We start from the raw sequence: 15,990 nt of genomic DNA, 5'->3' as shown, positions 1-15,990 counted from the left end.
ACCGCGGGCATCCCCAACCGCGCCGCCTCCCCGAACAACGGAGCGATCTTCGCCGCACCATCGAGCATCGAATACTCGGTGTGGACATGCAGGTGCACGAACGGATCCATGGCGCCACGCCTCCTGGTTGTACAGTCGTCCCGGTCAGCGCATTGGAACCGAGGCGGGGCAACACTGTCCAACAACGGACACGCGGGGAGGCACAACCGATGGTTGTCGGAGGTGGCGGAGTGGAGCTGGACCTCGGTGCGGTCCGTGCGTTCGTCGCGGTGGCCGAAGACCGGCACTTCGGCGACGCGGCCGTCCGGCTCGGGCTGAGCCAGCAGGCGATCTCGAAGCGCGTCGCGAAGCTCGAGACCGACCTCGGTGCGAGCCTGCTGCACCGGTCACGCGCCGGGACGGACCTCACCACCGACGGCGAGCTGTTCCTCGGTTACGCCCGCGCGCTGCTCGGGATCGCCGATCAGGCCACCGGGCTGCTGCTGAACCGGCGCCGCGCGCTGCGCGTCGACGTGCTCGGCACGCGGCTGTCCACGACCGAGCTGGTCCGGAAGTTCCACGAGGCGAACGAGGACGTGGCGATCGACATCGTCACCTCGAACGGGCTGCGCAGCGCCCGGACCACGCTCCCCAGTGGACAGATCGATGCCGCTTTCGCCCGCGTCGTCGGCGAGCTCGACGAGGCCATCGAACACACCCCCGCGCACATGGACCGCATGCAGGTCGTCGTCGGCCGCGGGCACCGCTTCGCCCGGCGCCGGCAGATCCGGCTGGCCGAACTGGCGGGCCTGACCGCGTGGATGCCCGGCAATGGCGGGGACAGCGAATGGGCCGACTACTACCGGGAGTTTTCGGCGGCCTTCGACGTCGGGATCGACGTCTCGGGCCCGAACTTCGGCTTCGAACACCTGCTGGACGTGGTGGGGAACTCCGGCGACCGGCTCAGCTTCGTGGGGGAGGGGATCCGGGTCCCGTGGCATCCGCGGATCGTGCGGCTCCCGATCGCCGACCCGACACCGGTGTTCCCGCATTCGCTGCTGTGGTACCGGCACAACCGGCATCCGGCGCTGCCCCGGCTGGTCGGCCACATCCGCCGCGGCTACGTCCCCTTCGACCCCCGGCGCGAATGGCTCCCCGAACCCGACCGCGCCGTGATCGCGTCCGGCCCGCCTGCGTGACGTACTAGGGCACTGACTTCAGGAAGAGGGATCGGGCCGGGTCCGTGCGCGTGGCGTCGACTCCGTTGCCCCCGGTGTAGTCGGCCTGCTCGCGGCTCGCCCAGTCCGGGATCGGGGTGCCGCCCTCGGCGAGATGCCGGTACCCGGCGCCGTCCCAGCCGAACTGGTAGACCCGGTTCCGGTCGGGGTAGTACGGGACGAACGGTCCGTTGGCCGCGGTCTGTTTGGTCATCGTGTTGCCGAAGAAGACGTTCTGCGGTCCGGTGGCACCCGACCACTTCACGGCCTTCTTCCCCGCGCCCCACCAGATCGGGAACCACGCGGTCTCGTCGTCGTTCGCACCGCCCTCGCCACCGCATCGCGTGTGGCAGTTGCCCGGCTGGTGCTCGGCGGGCACCCGGACGGTGTTGAGTTCGAAGAGGTTGCGCCGCTCCCAGCCGCCGTGCAGGTTGACGTCGGAGTCGAAGTCGTTGCCGATCACGACGTTGTCCGAGGCCGACCACTGCAGCGTGAAATGCCGCAGGTTCCGTGTCACGTTGCCCGCGTAGACCGAATCCCACACCCGCGAGCCGCGCAGATATCCGTTGCCGCCCTTGCCCTTGTTCCACGCGCCGTCGAGGCTGTTGCCGACGACCTCGATGTTCTTGGCCTCTTCGGTGACGATCGGGTGCGAACCGGTGCGGTAGGTCGCGATCCCGCGGACCCAGGCGTTCACCGCCCACTTCAGCACGATGCCGTGCATCGTCTCGGCCGGGGCGAGATTGCCGTACTCGTGGGTCGGATCCTGGCCCGCCAGCGCGGGCATGTCCTGGCTGATGTGGAAGTTCTCCAGCCCGACGCCGAGTACCGGATCGGCCAGCGGCGCCGCCTTGGAGTCGTACGCCTTGCCCTCGATCACCGGCGAACCGTCCGAAGTGGAATTGACGGGGACGTCGAACTCCAGCGGCTTGTCCAGGGTGAGCGTGTGCGCCGCCTCGTCCACCGCGGCGATCCCGAAGATCTGCTGTCGCATGTGGAGGTTCTGCAACTCGTGGTCGGTGGGCAGCGCCTGCTGCTGCTCGTAGAACTTCGTCGAGTTCGCCGCGCGCACGTTGACGTACCCGCCCTGCCGGAACGCGGTGAGCTTCGCCTTGCGGTCGAGGTGAACGACGGTTTCGCCGGTCCTCGCCGAAAACCCCGCGTCGCCCGGCTTCTCGGCGAGCTTCGCGCCCGCCTTCCAGTGCACGTTTACCGTGCCCTCGAACAGGTCCTTGCGATTGGCCGGCGCCGACGCGTAGTCCGCGCGGTAGTCCGGGTGGACCTCGCGGGACTGGACGCGGAACAGCCCGCGGCCCGGCCAGATCCAGCCGCCGCGCGCGTCCCCGGCCTTCATCGCGTCCTGGTCCCAGCTCGCGCCGTCCTTGTCCAGCTTGTCGTACCGGGTGTCCTTTCCCGGCCGGAAGACGAACCGCGTGCCCGACGCCGGATCCGCGCCCGCACCGCGGATCACGAGGTAGTCGGCGTCCACCGAGAGCTGTTTGGTGACGTCGAGGACGCCGGCGGGCAGCGAGATCAGTGACAGCCGCTCGTAGGACGCGGCGGGCGAGCAGTCACGTTTGACGTCGTCGATCGCCCGCTGCAGCCCGTCGCTGTCGTCGGTGTTGTCGCCCGGCTTCACCTGGTACCGCTCGGCCAGCGTCGCCGGGGTGATCCGGCAGCGGGTGTCCGGGGTGATCTCGCGGTCCCCGGGAAGCCCCTTGCCCTCGCGGTATCCCGCCTTGGACCAGTCGGGCAGGCCGGGCAGTGCCGGACGCCGGTTCGCGGGGCCGGTGTCCAGGGCGAGCGCGGCTTTCGGCGGCTCCGGAGCGGGGGGTGTCACCCACGGCTCCGGATGGGTTTCGGCCTGTTCCCGCTGCTCGTTGCCCGCGCCGTCCGAACCGGACACCACCGCGACCGTGACCGCGCCCGCGACCACCACCACCGCCGCGAGCGCGCCGATCACCACGTTCCTGCGCCGTGCCATGCCCCGTGCCCCCACTTCGTGCCCCCAGGCCGCTCCGGTGATCCGCGGCTGGTACACGATAGGACACCGCACCGGCCGTTCGTGGCGTTTCGGCGAAACGCTCGTGCTCAGCGGCGTTCGCGGGCGCGTTGCCCGGTGCGGCGGAACACCACGAAGAGCAGCCGCAGCCCCACCAGCGCGCTGATCACCAGCAGGTTGTAGCCGAACACGTGGTGCAGCGAGAGATCGGGCGCGATCAGCGGGCCGCCGGAACTCGCCAGCAGCAGCACCGCCATGAGCCCGGTCGCCGCGCCGAGCAGCGCCAGCATCGCCTCGTGCACCAGACCCGTCACGACGTCCTCGTCGCGTTTGTCGGAGAACAGCCGGACGTTGACCGACAACCGGCCTTCCTCCAGCGCGGCGCCGATCCGGTCCACCCGGCGTGGCAGCCTGCGCAGCACCGGGAGCAGGGCCATCACCTCGTTGACGGCCGTGCGGCGCAACGACTCCGGGCGCAGCCCGGCGCCGATCTGTTCGGCGGCGAACGATCGTGCCTCGGTGACCACGTCGAAATCCGGGGCCAGCGCGGCGAGTGTGCCCTCCACAGTGGCCAGTGCGCGGAACACCGCCGCGATCGGCGGCGGCACGCTGAGCCGGAAGTCCGCCACCACCCGGAAAAGACCGGTGAACAGGTCGACGTCGGCGGTGCGGCCCGGCCCGAAGTGCTTGGCCACCAACGCGCCCAGCGCGCGTTCCAGCCGTTGCTCGTCGATCACCTCCGGCCGGTCGACGACCTCCAGCAGGCCGTCGCGCAGCCCGGCGGGGTCGCCGCGGTCCAAGGCCAGGATCAGGTTCTGCAGCCCCCCGCGCAGTCCCGCGTCCAGCCTGCCGACCGAGCCGAAGTCGAGCAGGCCCAGCCGCCCGTCGGTCAGCAGCAGCACGTTGCCGGGGTGCGGGTCGGCGTGGAAGACGCCGCCGACCATGACCTGGTCCAGCAGGCAGCGCAGCATCGACCGGGCGAGCGTGACGCGCTGCGGCGCGGGGATCGTGTCCCTGACCGAGGCGATCGGCTTGCCGACCAGCCTGCGCATGACCAGGACGCGCTCGGTGGACAGTGCTTTGTGGACGGTCGGCAACGCGACGTCCATTCCGGACTGCGCGGTCACCGCTTCGATGTTGCGGGCCTCGGTGCGGAAGTCCAGCTCCTCGGCCAGCGCCGCGGCGAACCCGTCGGCGAGGTCGATGACGCCCAGCGCGCGGGCCCAGTCCGCCCGCTCGTCCAGCGCGACCGCCACCCGGCGGACGATGTCGACGTCGCGCTCGGCCTGCTCCCGCACCTCCGGGCGCTGCACCTTGACCACGACGTCCTCGCCGTTCTTCAGTTTCGCCTGGTACACCTGGGCGATCGACGCGGCGGCCAGCGGCTCCGGGTCGAACTCGGCGAAGACGTCCTCGGGCTCGCCGCCGAGTTCGGCGCGCAGCACCGCGCGCACCGCCTCCGTGGGTGCGGGCCTGACCTGGTCCTGCAGTTTGCCCAGCTCCTCGACGAACACGGGCGGGAGCAGATCGGCGCGCGTGGAGAGCAACTGGCCGAGCTTGACGAACGTGACGCCGCCGTCCTCCAGCGCCCGCCGCAGCGACCGGGCGAGCGCGGCCTGCCGGCCGGGCGCCACGTCGGGTTCGCGGCGCCCGACGAGGTAACGGCCCAGCCCGTGCTTGATCGCGATCCGGGTGATCTGCGAATACCGGCGGCCCCGCGACACCTTGGTGCGGGCCGCGCGGACGAGGCTGAACAGGCCGCGCCCGGACCCGGCAGGCAGCGCCATCTCGGCGACGAACAGGAACACCAGCGTGGCGAGGAAGGCACAGCCCGCGAGCGGGATCAGCAGCCCGGCCGCGGCCGCGGGGCTGGCGGCCATCGACGGGGAGAACGCGCGGGCGACGGCGGCGGCCACCATCCACCCGAACGCGGCCCCGCACACCGCCCGCACGAACCCGATCCGCACGCCGAGCACCCGCCGCGAGGCGACGACGAGCGGCCACAACACCAGAGCGAGCAGGGGAATGCTGAGCAGGCTCAGCAGCAAGTTCTCCATCGGATCCCGAACGACGAGGCCCCGGTACCGGGCCGTGCGGAAGCGAGTAGATCACGCTCGCGTGCCCCCGCTTTCCCGCCCGAGCGGGATCGCTTTCCCGCTCGCGGGGGAGCGACCCCCGACAGGGCTGCCCCGGTGCGCTGGCCGCGCTGAAGGACGCCATCAGTGCACTCAACGCGCTGAAAGCGTCCTTCAACACCCTGGACGCCGGATGCGACAAGGGCGTCCCTCGGCTCACCCCGGGGTATCGGCTCCCTCCGGCGCGGGAGGGAGGCATCGGCGCGGCGGTGCTGGGAAGATCGGCCCGTGCGCGTGTTCCGCCCGCTGGTCGGCGGGGTGACCTACCGCCGCTGGGTGTACCTGATCCTCGGCGGCGCCATCAGCGTGCCCTACCTCCTCTTCGCCGCGGTGGCGATCCCCGCGGTCATGCCCTTCACCGCCTCGGAGGGCGCGGCGTTCGCCATCGCGTCGGCGATCACCGTCGCGGTGATGGTCGCGACGTCGTTCCTGCCCGCGGTGCGGGTCCTGGAGGTCACCGCGGTCCGCGAGCTGCTCGGCGATCCGGCGCCCGGTGCGCGGCCGCGGCCCCGCGACTGGCCGGGACGGCTGCGGTTCGGCGGGATGTTCCTGCTGCACGTGTGCACCGGCTTCGGCGTGAGCTTCGCCAGCCTCGCGATTCCCACACTGGTGGGGCTCACGATCGCGGCCCCGTTCACCGGCAGGCTGCCCGCGGCCGAAGGCGGCGCCGACGTGCCGAAGGGCTGGGCTTCGGCGTGGGTCCCGGTGCTGTGCGTGCTCGCGCTGGTGACGCTGGTCTACGCCGTGTGGGCGATCGGGGCGGTGCTCACGAAGGTGGCGGCCCGCCTGCTCGGGCTGTCGGCCGCGGACCGGATCGCCGAACTGGAACGGCGTGCCGAGCGGCTCGCCGAACGCAACCGCCTGGCCAGGGAGCTGCACGACTCGGTGGGGCACGCGCTGTCGGTGGTCACCGTGCAGGCCGGCGCCGCCCGCCGCACCCTGCACACCGATCCCGAATTCACCGAACGCGCGCTGGGCGCCATCGAGGAGTCGGCCCGCACCGCCCTCGACGACCTCGACCACGTCCTCGGCCTCCTGCGCGAGGAAGCGGCGGGGAAGACGCCACAGCCGGGGCTGGCGGACCTCGACTCGCTGGTGTCGGCGACCCGGCTGGCGGGCACCGAGGTCGACGCCGAACTCGGCGGCGACGTCTCGGCCGTGCCGCCGGTGGTCTCCCGGGAGGTGTACCGGATCCTTCAGGAATGCCTGACCAACGCGGTGCGCCATGCCGGTAAGGTCCCGGTGACGGTCCGGGTCGGGATCGGGCCGGGGCGCCTCGATGCGACGGTGTCGAATCCGCTCGGCGCCGCGCCGCCGTCCGGCCGCACCGGGGGCGGCCGGGGCCTGCGGGGTATGACGGAGCGGGCGGCGGTGCTCGGCGGCGAGCTGAGCGCGGGGCCGGTGGGAGGACGGTGGGAAGTCGTGCTGAGGGTGCCATGGGGGAAAGCGTGAGCGGGCGGGTTTTGCTGGTCGACGACGAGCAGTTGATCAGGGCCGGTCTGCGGGCCATCGTGGACAGCGAACCGGATCTGGAGGTCGTCGGCGAGGCGGGCGACGGCGCCGAGGTGCCGGGCCTGGTCTCCCGGCTGGCACCGGACGTCGTGCTGATGGACGTGCGGATGCCCGCGGTGGACGGGATCAGGGCCACCACGCACCTGTTGTCCACTGTGGACAAACCGCCCAAGGTCATCGTGGTGACCACCTTCGAGAACGACGACTACGTCTACGACGCGCTGCTCGCCGGGGCGAGCGGTTTCCTGCTCAAGCGGGCCCGGCCGGAGGAGATCGTGGCCGCGATCCGGACTGTGCTGGCGGGTGAGTCGCTGCTGTTCCCCGCGGCGATCCGCCGGCTGGCCGCGGAGCATTCCCGCGGCTCGGCCCGTGACGGTCTCGCCGCGGCGGGGCTGACCGAACGCGAGCGGGACGTGCTGCGGCTGATGGCGGGTGGACTGTCCAATGTGGAGATAGCGGGCGAGCTGTTCCTCGGGGTCCAGACCGTGAAGACCCACGTCGGCAACGTCCTGGCGAAGCTCGGCGCGCGCGACCGCACGCAGGCGGTGATCCGGGCCTACGAATCCGGGTTCGTCACGCCGACTGGCTGACCGCGACGTCGCGCCCGATCCCGCGCAGCACGTCGACGCGGTCCGAGCCCGGCCTGCTCAGCACCCAGCTCGATCCCGGCACCGCCTTGGCCTGTTTCTTCAACGGGGCCAGCAGCCGCGAAGTGTCCCGATAGGACCCGATGGACCCGGTGGCGCACACCAGGGTCGCGAGCGAGACGGTGACCGGGAGCCCGTCGGCGGACCAGCGGCGGTCGAGCAGCGCGGCGGCGACGGTGCCGATCTCGTCGACGTCGCACACCACCAGGAAGTCGTCGCCGCCGACGTGGCTCACCCGCATCCGCGGCAGCCTCGACGCGAGGTCGGTCAGCGTCGCGCCGAGCGCGCGGATCAGGTCGTCACCCGCGGCGAACCCCGCGGTGTCGTTGATCGTCTTGAACGAGTCGATGTCCAGCCAGGCCGCCACGAACGACTCGCCGGTGGCGATCCGGCGGTCGACGTCGCGGGCCACCACCTCGCTGCCGGGCAGCCGGGTGAGCGGGTTGAGCGCGGCGGCTTCCTCGACCTTCACCTCGGCGACGCCGCGCACGACCTCGGTCACCAGCACGACACCGAGGCAGCGGCCCGTGCCGTCGACCACGACGACGTCGTCGCCGGTGCGGCTCCAGTCGGCGTCGGTGACCAGTTCGAGGAACTCCAGTGCGCCCGCGTCCGCCTGGATCATGTGCGGGTTGTCGGCGAGCCGGGCCGCGGGCCGCTTGGCGTGCAGCGCGTGCCCGTACATCCCGGTGACGGCCACCAGGAACCGGGTCCGGTTGATCGACCACTGTGGACGGTTGTCCGCGTCGACCCCGACCACGCCGGACGGCGCGTCGGCGGCGGCGAGCACCTCGCGGACGTCGTCGCACGTCGCCGTCTCCGGCAGCGTCGTCGCCGGGCGCACGAAGTCGCCGACACACGGCGCCTGCGGCGGGCCGGACGTCACCCGCTCGCCGGGCAGGATCGCGGCGGCCGGGCCGGTGCTCTGGGCGGGCGTGGGCGGCGCGAGCAGATGTCCCTGCGCGATCCGCACCCCGAGCCCGCGGGCGGCGTCGAGCTGCGCGTCGGTCTCGATGCCGGTCGCGACCAGCCGGATGCCGGTCCGCGACGTGTAGTGCAGCAGCGCCTCGACGACGGCGACCGCGGCCGGGTCGTCCGGGAGCCCGCGCAGCACCGTGCGGTCGAGCTTGACCAGGTCGATCGGGCTCGCCGCGAGCAGGCCGAGCGGCAGGTCGCCCCGGCCGAGCCCGTCGAGCGCGAGCCGGAAACCCTGCTCGGACAACGCTTGCATGCCGGCGAGCGCGCGCTCGGCGGGCAACTGGGAGAACGGCGGCCCGATCTCGAGCACGACGTCACGGGTGCGGCGGCCCGCGGCGCCGAGCTGGTGGACGAGCTCGGCGAACGCGCCGGGCGGCGCCGCGAGCGTGCGGGCGGAGAGGTTGAGGTGCAGCGGCAGTGGCGTGCGGCGCTCGGCTTCCTGGCGGACGGCGGTGACCGCGAGTGCGAGATCGACCTCGGCGAGCCGGCCTTCGCGGCGTGCCTCGGTGAGCAGCTCCTGTGCGGTTCCCTTGCCAGGACGGGCGAGTGCCTCGAACGCCACGATGCCGCCGGTGTGCAGGCTGTACATCGGCTGGAAGGCGAAGCGGATCGCGCTTGGCGACGTCACGGGTCCGATCGTGGCGCGTCCGGGGCCGAAACGAAACGGATGTCGACTGATGTTCATCGCTTGGGAACCCGGGTTCCCTACATCGGAGTAACGCCTTGACGGGAAGAGTTACGCCACGGTAAGCGATGCTAACGTTTGACTTATATAAGCGCAGCCTTTAGTGTAGTTTTCGCAGCTCACGCCATGAGGAGGAGTTTCGGTGATCGACGTCAGTCAGCAAATCAGTTCCGTCCGGCGCGAGGTCGGCGCCCGCGCGCTGGAGGCGGGCGAGGCCAGGGTGGTGACGATCGCCCGCACGTATGCGACCGATCTCGACGACGTCTGGGACGCCTGCACCAACGCCGAGCGCATCCCGCGCTGGTTCCTGCCGATCACCGGCGAGCTGCGCCTCGGCGGGCACTACCAGCTGGAGGGCAACGCGGGTGGCACGATCGAGCGCTGTGATCCCCCGAAAGGGTTCGCGGCGACCTGGGAGATCGGCGGGGCGGTCAGCTGGATCGAGCTGAAGCTGAGCGCGACGCCCGAGGGGACCCTGTTCCAGCTGGATCACATCGCCCCGGTCAGTGAGCACTGGGAAAAGTACGGCCCCGCCGCGACCGGGGTCGGCTGGGACATGATGATCATGGGTCTCACCCTGCACCTCGACGGCGGCGCGGCGGTCGATCCGGCGGAGGCAATGGCGTGGCAGACCTCGGGCGAGGGCAAGGATTTCGTCGCGCAGAGCAGCGAACAGTGGTATCAGGCCGACGTCGCATCGGGCGAGGACAAGGCCCTCGCGCGCAAGCGGGCGGACAACACCTTCGCGTTCTACACGGGGGCACCGGAGGCCTGAGGTCACCCGATCAGGTGGCGCTTGATCCGCCAGGGCGCGGCACCGAAGATCCGCAGCATCGCGGCCGACGTCCCCGCCAGGTTCTCGCGCCCTGAGGTGAAAGCACGCTGGGCCTCGATGGGCAGCGCGAAGAAGAGGTCGAAGAACTCCGGGACCTGGGCCGGTGCGAGGCCGCGCAGCGCGCGGAGGGCGTGCCCGCGAAGGCGATGCACGGCCAGTGCCGCGGGCGGCCAGAGGTCCGCGTACGCGGCGGTGCTCGCCGCGAGCGGGCCGCGGGGAAGCGTTTCCGCGAGCGTGGCCGCGAGTTTCGGGGCCAGCCGAAGCGTGGTGGCGACGCTGTACCCGGTGGCGGGATGGACGAACCCGGCCGCGACCCCGAACGGGATCACCCGCCGCGGCCGGGGGAACGGCGGGTCCAGGACGATGCGGACGCGTTCCTCGCGGCCGTCGGCCGGGACACCGGCGTGTGCGAGGCGGGCACGCAGGCGTGCGGCGAGGACGTCGATCCCCAGCCCCGGACGGCGAGCCAGCGACGTCTCCTCCAGCAGCACCGTGCCGTCGCCGAGCGGAAGGGCGTAGAGGAAAGTCGGGTCCGCGCCGGTGGTCCCGCGCCAATCCATGAACACCGCGGTGTCTCCGGGCACCAGCCGCCGCGCCGCGTCCGCGGGGAGCACGAGACCGTAGGCCGTCTGTTCCGTGTGGACACCGGGAGACGGGCCGCCGGTGAGCACGCGACGTACTCCGGAGGCGTCGACGACCACGCCCGCGCGGCGTTCGAGGCCGTCGGCGAACCGGACGGTGCTGCCGTGCCGGTCGTGCTCGGCGGTGACGGCGGTGCCGGTGATCACCTCGATGCCCGGGACGGTCAGGTGCTCGGCGAGACGGTCGTTGTCCACCACGAGATAGCGGCGGTCCAGCCGGTGCTCCCGGGTTCCTGAGGCGAGGACCGTGCGAGGCGCGGACGCGACGGCGGATTCCGGGAACTCCGGGACTTCGTCGGCCCAGAGCCCGTACGTCGCGGGCCAGCGGCGGAACGGGTCCGGGGCGGCGAGCGCGGTGCGCAGCCCCCGCCGGACGCAGGCCGCGGCCAGCGCCCAGCCCGCCGGACCGGCCCCCGCGATCAGCACGTCCACCACGTCCCGATCCTCCCAGACGCCGAAGGGGACTTTCCTCGCACGGGATGAGCTGAAGGGCGCTTTCCTCACGTCGCACGCGACGAAAGCGCCCTTCAGCTCGCGCGCCCGCGCGGAGGAACGCACGCGTGACGGATACGGTAGGACGCATGGATCAGACGGACCCCAGGGCGGCGCGCCGGGATCCCGCCGGTTCCGGCGGGTTCACCGACCTGGCCACCAGCGCGTTCCGAGTGGACCGTGACCGCATCGCCGCGTCGCCCTTCTTCGCCCGGCTCGGCGGCGTGACGCAGGTGGTCAGCGCGGGCGGGTCCGGCCTGCTGCACAACCGGCTCACGCACAGCCTCAAGGTCGCGCAGGTCGCCCGGGCGATCGCGGAGCGGATCGGCGCGTCCAGCGACTCCGCCGAGCTGGCCGCGAAGCTCGGCGGCTGCGACCCCGACGTCGCCGAGGCCGCCGCGCTCGCGCACGACCTCGGGCATCCGCCGTTCGGGCACCTCGGCGAGCAGACGCTCGACCGCATCGCCCGCCACCGGTTCGGTCTCGCCGACGGCTTCGAGGGCAACGCGCAGACCTTCCGCATCCTCACCACCACCGACGTGCGCGGCCCGTCCGCGGTCGGGCTCGACCTCACCGCCGCGGTCCGCGCGGCGGTGCTGAAGTACCCGTGGGCGCGGCTGCACTTCCCGGACCCGCATCCCTCGCAGCTGCCGATCCCGCCGCGCGGCGCGACCGAACCGGGCAGCGCACCCGGCACCGGCGTGAGCAAGTTTTCCGCCTACTGCACCGAACTCGACGACTTCGCGCAGGCGCGGGCGCCGTTCGCCGGCCGGATCGAGGGCTGGCAGCAGACCGTCGAAGCGTCCGTAATGGACACCGCCGACGACATCGCCTACGCCATCCACGACCTCCAGGACTTCCACCGCATCGGCGTGCTCCAGCACGCGCCGGTCGCCGCCGAACTGGGGGAGTGGCTCGCGCACGCCCTCGAACTCGCCACCCTCGACGACGCGACGCTGGAGGCCGACCAGCGGCGTCCCGGGCGGTCGCTGGAGCGGCTGCGCCGCCGCATGCACGCCAAGGACGCCTGGATCGTCGACGACGACGCGTTCGCCAGTGCCGTCGCGCGAGTCCACTCCGAACTCGTCGACGGTCTGCTCGCCGGTGCGTTCGACGGCTCCATCGAGGCGGAGCAGGCGACGGCGGCGTTCTCCACGGGCTGGACGGCGCGCCTGGTCGACGGTGTGTTCGTGCTGGCGACGCCGCCGACCCGGTCCGGGCACGTGACCCTGCGTCCCGCTCAGTGGCACGAGGTCCAGGTGCTCAAGTTCGTGCACCGCCGGTTCGTGCTGCTGCGTCCCGATCTCGCGCTGCACCAGCGCGGCCAGGCCAGTCTCGTCGCGACACTCGTGGACGCGCTCGACGCCTGGCTGCTCGACCGCGACGAGGTTTCCCGGCTGCCGCGCCGGTTGCACGACCTCGTCGAGCTCGCGCACGCCGAATACGCCGCACTCGCCAGGGAAACTCCCGAACTGCTCGTAGGTGCGACGGGCGAACCGATGAACGGTGCCGACGCGGTGCGCGGCCTCGCCAGGGGACGTGCCGTGATCGACTTCGTCGCCTCGCTCACCGACAAACAGGCGGTGACACTCCTGGACGCGCTGTCCGGCCGGGCTTCGCAGCCGTGGTCGGATTCCTTCGTGCTCTGAGGCGGCGCGGGCCCGTCCTCGCGCGGCCGGCCCGGGTCGCCGATCGGGTGCGGGTGTCCCGCACGATACTGATCCATCCGCCCGTCCTTCTGCGCTGAACGGCCTACACCTTCTGGCGGCGAACGGAAAATATCCGTCCGCTGTCACTCGAACGGCTGCTGTTGACCGTGGACGGACGGTACCTAGCCTGGTTCAGCCGGTGATCACCGGCATTGGCCAGCGTGAGTCGGGGCACGCGCCTGGAGAATCGGAGGCGCACGTGCGTCGAAGCCGTTCCCTGAAACGAAGAACCACCGTACTGGCCGCCGGTGCCGCGCTCGTCGCCGCGCTCGGCGTGGTGACCCCGCCGGTCGCCGGGGCAGCCGAGTCCACACCGGATTCGTTCGCCGAGAACTCCGCCCGCCAGATCGCCGCGTTGCAGGCGGTCAAGACCGGGCAGTCCGCCGCCGAATCCAAAGTAGACAGCAAACTGCTTGTCGACACGAAGATCCGCGAGCGCCGCCTGAACGCCTCGGCCGTGCCCGCGTTGCAATCTGGGGCCGAGATCTCCCCGTCGGGGACCGCGCTGGTCGACATCCGCGCGACGAAGGTGTCCGACGGGCTCATCGCCGAACTGACCAAGGCGGGGGCGGGAATCCGCGCGGTGTCCGAGCGGCTGGCGAGCATCCGGGCCGAGGTACCGCTCGCCGCGCTCACCGGAATCGCCGCGCGAGAAGACATCAAGAAGGTCGAAGCCGCCGACGAGGCCATGACCGCACGTCAGCACGCGGTGCCGGGCAGCCAGGGCACGAGCACCGCGAAACCGGCGGAAACCAAGCAGCAGAAGGCGGATCGGCTCGCCACGGAACTGCGCAAGGCACAGGAGAACAAGAACGCGGCGGCCGCGACGATCACCAGCGAAGGCGACCGCGCGCACAACGCCGACCTCGCGCGCCAGCAGTTCGGCGTCACCGGTGTCGGGGTGAAGGCGTGCGCGTTGTCCGACGGCGTCGACTCGCTGGCCGTCTCGCAGGCCAAGGGCGAGCTGCCGGCGAACGTCGACGTCATCGCCGGCCAGGAGGGCAGTGGCGACGAGGGCACCGCGATGCTCGAGATCATCCACGATCTCGCGCCCAACGCGGAGCTCGGGTTCGCCACCGCGTTCAACTCCGACGCGAGCTTCGCCGACAACATCCGCAAGCTCCGCTTCGAATCGCACTGCGACGTGATCGTGGACGACGTCTTCTACTTCAAGGAGTCGCCGTTCCAGGACTGGATCATCGCGCAGGCGGTGAACGACGTGACCGCCGCGGGCGCGCTCTACTTCTCCTCGGCCGGTAACGAGGGCAGCGTGCTCGACGGGACTTCCGGGCACTGGGAAGGTGATTTCGTCGACTCCGGCAAGGGAGTCGCGAAATACGCCGGAACAGCGCACAACTTCGCGGGTTCGGCCGGGACGCAGATCTTCGAGCCGATCTCGGCGGGTACCGGCGCGGTGCCCGTGACGCTGTTCTGGTCCGACCCGCTCGGCGCGTCGAACAACGACTACGACCTCTACCTGCTCGACGCCAAGGGCAACGTGGTCACGTTCAGCCAGAACAACCAGACCGGCACCCAGGACCCCTACGAGCGGCTGAACACCACGGGCGTGTCCGGGCTGCGGCTGGCGATCGTCAAGTTCTCCGGCGCGAACCGGTATCTGTCGCTTTCCGCGCTGCGCGGCCGTTTCGCGGACTCCGCTGACGGTCTCAAGGCCTACACCACGCCGGGCATGACGTCCGGGCATTCGGCGGCACGCGCCGCGTTCGGGGTCGCGGCGGCCCCGGCGGCGAAGGCGTTCGGCAGGCCGCTCGAACCCGGTGACCCGGCCAACCCCGCCGGGCCGTTCCCCGGCTCGTTCTCCGGCGCCACCAAGGTCGAACGGTTCTCTTCGGACGGTCCGCGGCGGGTGTTCTACCAGGCCGACGGGACGCCGATCACGCCGGGCAACGTGTCCTCGACCGGTGGTGAAGTACGGCAGAAGCCGGAAATCACCGCCGCGGACGGCGTCCGGACCTCGGTGACCGGGTTCGACCCGTTCTTCGGCACCTCCGCCGCCGCGCCGCACGCGGCCGCGATCGCGAGCCTCGTGCTGTCCGGCAACCCCGGTCTGTCCACAGCGGACGTCCGGGAAGCGTTGCTCGCCACCGCCGTCGACATCGAGACCCCTGGCAAGGACAACACCAGTGGCGCCGGGATCCTGCTCGCGGACAAGGTGCTCTCCTACACCGGAGCCAGCCCGCAGCCGCTGGCTTTCGCGAAACAGCCGACGGTGACGCCGCCGAACGGCGCTTCGGCGCTCAACCCGGGTGACACCGCGACGGTGTCGCTGCCGGTCACCAACACCGGGGACGGCGCCGCCGTTTCCACCAGCGTGGTGCTCAGCAGCCCGACGCCGGGCGTCGCGATCGCGCCGCGGTCGAAGTCCTACGGCACGATCAGCCCCGGGCAGACCGGCGTCAACGACTTCACCGTCACCGTCCCGGCGACGCACGAGGTCGGCGTGCCGGTGGTGCTGAACGCGAAGGTCACCTTCGCGGGCTCGCTTTCGCCGAAGACAGCGCGGTTCTCGGTGCCGGTCGGCACGCCGTCCCCGGTGGCCAAGGACTTCGCCTACACCGGTGACGCGGTCGCCGTCCCGGACAACAACCCGCTCGGCGCGTCGGTGCCGATCACGGTGAGCGGGGTCGGGCGGGCGTCGAAGGTGACGCTCTCGGTCGACGGCACGGTCTGCGGCACCGATCCGAAGTCGACGACGGTGGGGCTCAACCACTCGTACGTCGGTGACCTGGTCGGCACGCTGACCGCGCCGTCGGGGGCCAAGGCCACGGTGTTCAGCCGCACCGGGACCTCGGGCAAGAACCTGTGCCAGGTCGTCTTCGCCGACGCCGCTGCCAAGCCGTACAGCTCGCTGACGTCGGCCAACGCGCCGTTCACCGGCACCTGGCGGCCCGCGGCGAACTTCGGCGCGGCGCTGGGCGCCGTGGCCGCGGACGGGACGTGGACGTTCACCGTCGCGGACGTCGCCGGTGGCGACACCGGCTCCATCCGGGCGGTCTCGTTGCACGTCAACGGGTTCGAGCACCCCGCCGCCGAACGCCCGGCCGAGCTGCACCCGGTCGTGACCAACGGCCCCGTCCACCCGGTCTAGACCCGCCACGCGACGAGCGCCCCAATGTGGCGTTCGGTGCGTCCAGCGC

General features: G+C 71.7%; 11 protein-coding genes. 6 read left to right on the top strand and 5 right to left on the bottom strand.

Annotated elements, in window-relative coordinates; translation table 11 throughout:
- A partial coding sequence (locus ACFW0G_RS44220) for a PHP domain-containing protein (RefSeq protein WP_378331572.1) occupies positions 1–110 on the bottom strand: 110 nt, incomplete at its 3' end.
- A 99-nt stretch (positions 111–209) separates the two neighbouring features.
- Between ACFW0G_RS44220 and ACFW0G_RS44215 the strand changes: the two genes are divergently transcribed.
- Positions 210–1,178, top strand: coding sequence for a LysR family transcriptional regulator (locus ACFW0G_RS44215; protein WP_378331571.1), 969 nt, complete (start codon positions 210–212; stop codon positions 1,176–1,178).
- 4 nt (positions 1,179–1,182) lie between these two features.
- Here the strand turns inward: ACFW0G_RS44215 and ACFW0G_RS44210 are convergent, their stop codons facing one another.
- Together ACFW0G_RS44210 and ACFW0G_RS44205 are read right to left on the bottom strand one after the other, a co-directional pair.
- Positions 1,183–3,180, bottom strand: coding sequence for a hypothetical protein (locus ACFW0G_RS44210; RefSeq protein WP_378331570.1), 1,998 nt, complete (start codon positions 3,178–3,180; stop codon positions 1,183–1,185).
- 107 nt (positions 3,181–3,287) lie between these two features.
- The gene (locus ACFW0G_RS44205) at positions 3,288–5,255 is read right to left on the bottom strand and encodes an ABC1 kinase family protein (protein ID WP_378331569.1); all 1,968 of its coding nucleotides are present in this window, start codon (positions 5,253–5,255) and stop codon (positions 3,288–3,290) included.
- Between the two features lie 306 nt (positions 5,256–5,561).
- Here ACFW0G_RS44205 and ACFW0G_RS44200 point away from each other — a divergent pair, with 306 nt between their 5' ends.
- A complete protein-coding gene (locus ACFW0G_RS44200) occupies positions 5,562–6,785 on the top strand; it encodes a sensor histidine kinase (RefSeq protein WP_378331568.1) in 1,224 nt (407 codons plus the stop codon).
- A complete protein-coding gene (locus tag ACFW0G_RS44195; protein WP_378331567.1) occupies positions 6,782–7,435 on the top strand; it encodes a response regulator in 654 nt (217 codons plus the stop codon). The genes ACFW0G_RS44200 and ACFW0G_RS44195 overlap by 4 nt, the downstream gene beginning before the upstream one ends.
- Here ACFW0G_RS44195 and ACFW0G_RS44190 read toward each other — a convergent pair.
- A complete protein-coding gene (locus tag ACFW0G_RS44190) occupies positions 7,419–9,098 on the bottom strand; it encodes a GGDEF domain-containing protein (RefSeq protein WP_378331566.1) in 1,680 nt (559 codons plus the stop codon). The two genes, ACFW0G_RS44195 and ACFW0G_RS44190, sit on opposite strands and share 17 nt — an antisense overlap.
- Before the next feature lie 199 nt (positions 9,099–9,297).
- Here ACFW0G_RS44190 and ACFW0G_RS44185 point away from each other — a divergent pair, with 199 nt between their 5' ends.
- Entirely contained in the window at positions 9,298–9,930 is a 633-nt protein-coding gene (locus ACFW0G_RS44185; RefSeq protein ID WP_378331565.1) for an SRPBCC family protein, read from the top strand.
- A gap of 2 nt (positions 9,931–9,932) precedes the next feature.
- Here ACFW0G_RS44185 and ACFW0G_RS44180 read toward each other — a convergent pair whose 3' ends face one another.
- Positions 9,933–11,066: a lycopene cyclase family protein gene (locus ACFW0G_RS44180; RefSeq protein ID WP_378331564.1), complete on the bottom strand. Its 1,134-nt coding sequence runs from the start codon at positions 11,064–11,066 to the stop codon at positions 9,933–9,935.
- A gap of 146 nt (positions 11,067–11,212) precedes the next feature.
- On the opposite strand from ACFW0G_RS44180, the gene ACFW0G_RS44175 reads away from it, so the two are divergent.
- Both ACFW0G_RS44175 and ACFW0G_RS44170 read left to right on the top strand, forming a co-directional pair.
- Positions 11,213–12,772 carry a deoxyguanosinetriphosphate triphosphohydrolase family protein gene (locus ACFW0G_RS44175; protein ID WP_378331563.1) on the top strand — a complete coding sequence of 520 codons (1,560 nt, stop codon included), beginning with the start codon at positions 11,213–11,215 and terminating at the stop codon, positions 12,770–12,772.
- Between the two features lie 259 nt (positions 12,773–13,031).
- Entirely contained in the window at positions 13,032–15,941 is a 2,910-nt protein-coding gene (locus tag ACFW0G_RS44170; protein WP_378331562.1) for a S8 family serine peptidase, read from the top strand.
- Positions 15,942–15,990 lie beyond the last annotated feature (49 nt).

The sequence above is a fragment of the Amycolatopsis sp. NPDC058986 genome (genome assembly GCF_042741125.1).
Classification (GTDB): Bacteria; Actinomycetota; Actinomycetes; order Mycobacteriales; family Pseudonocardiaceae; genus Amycolatopsis.
Note: the sequence above shows the minus strand (reverse complement) of the source record. Positions and strands in the feature narration are given on the sequence as shown.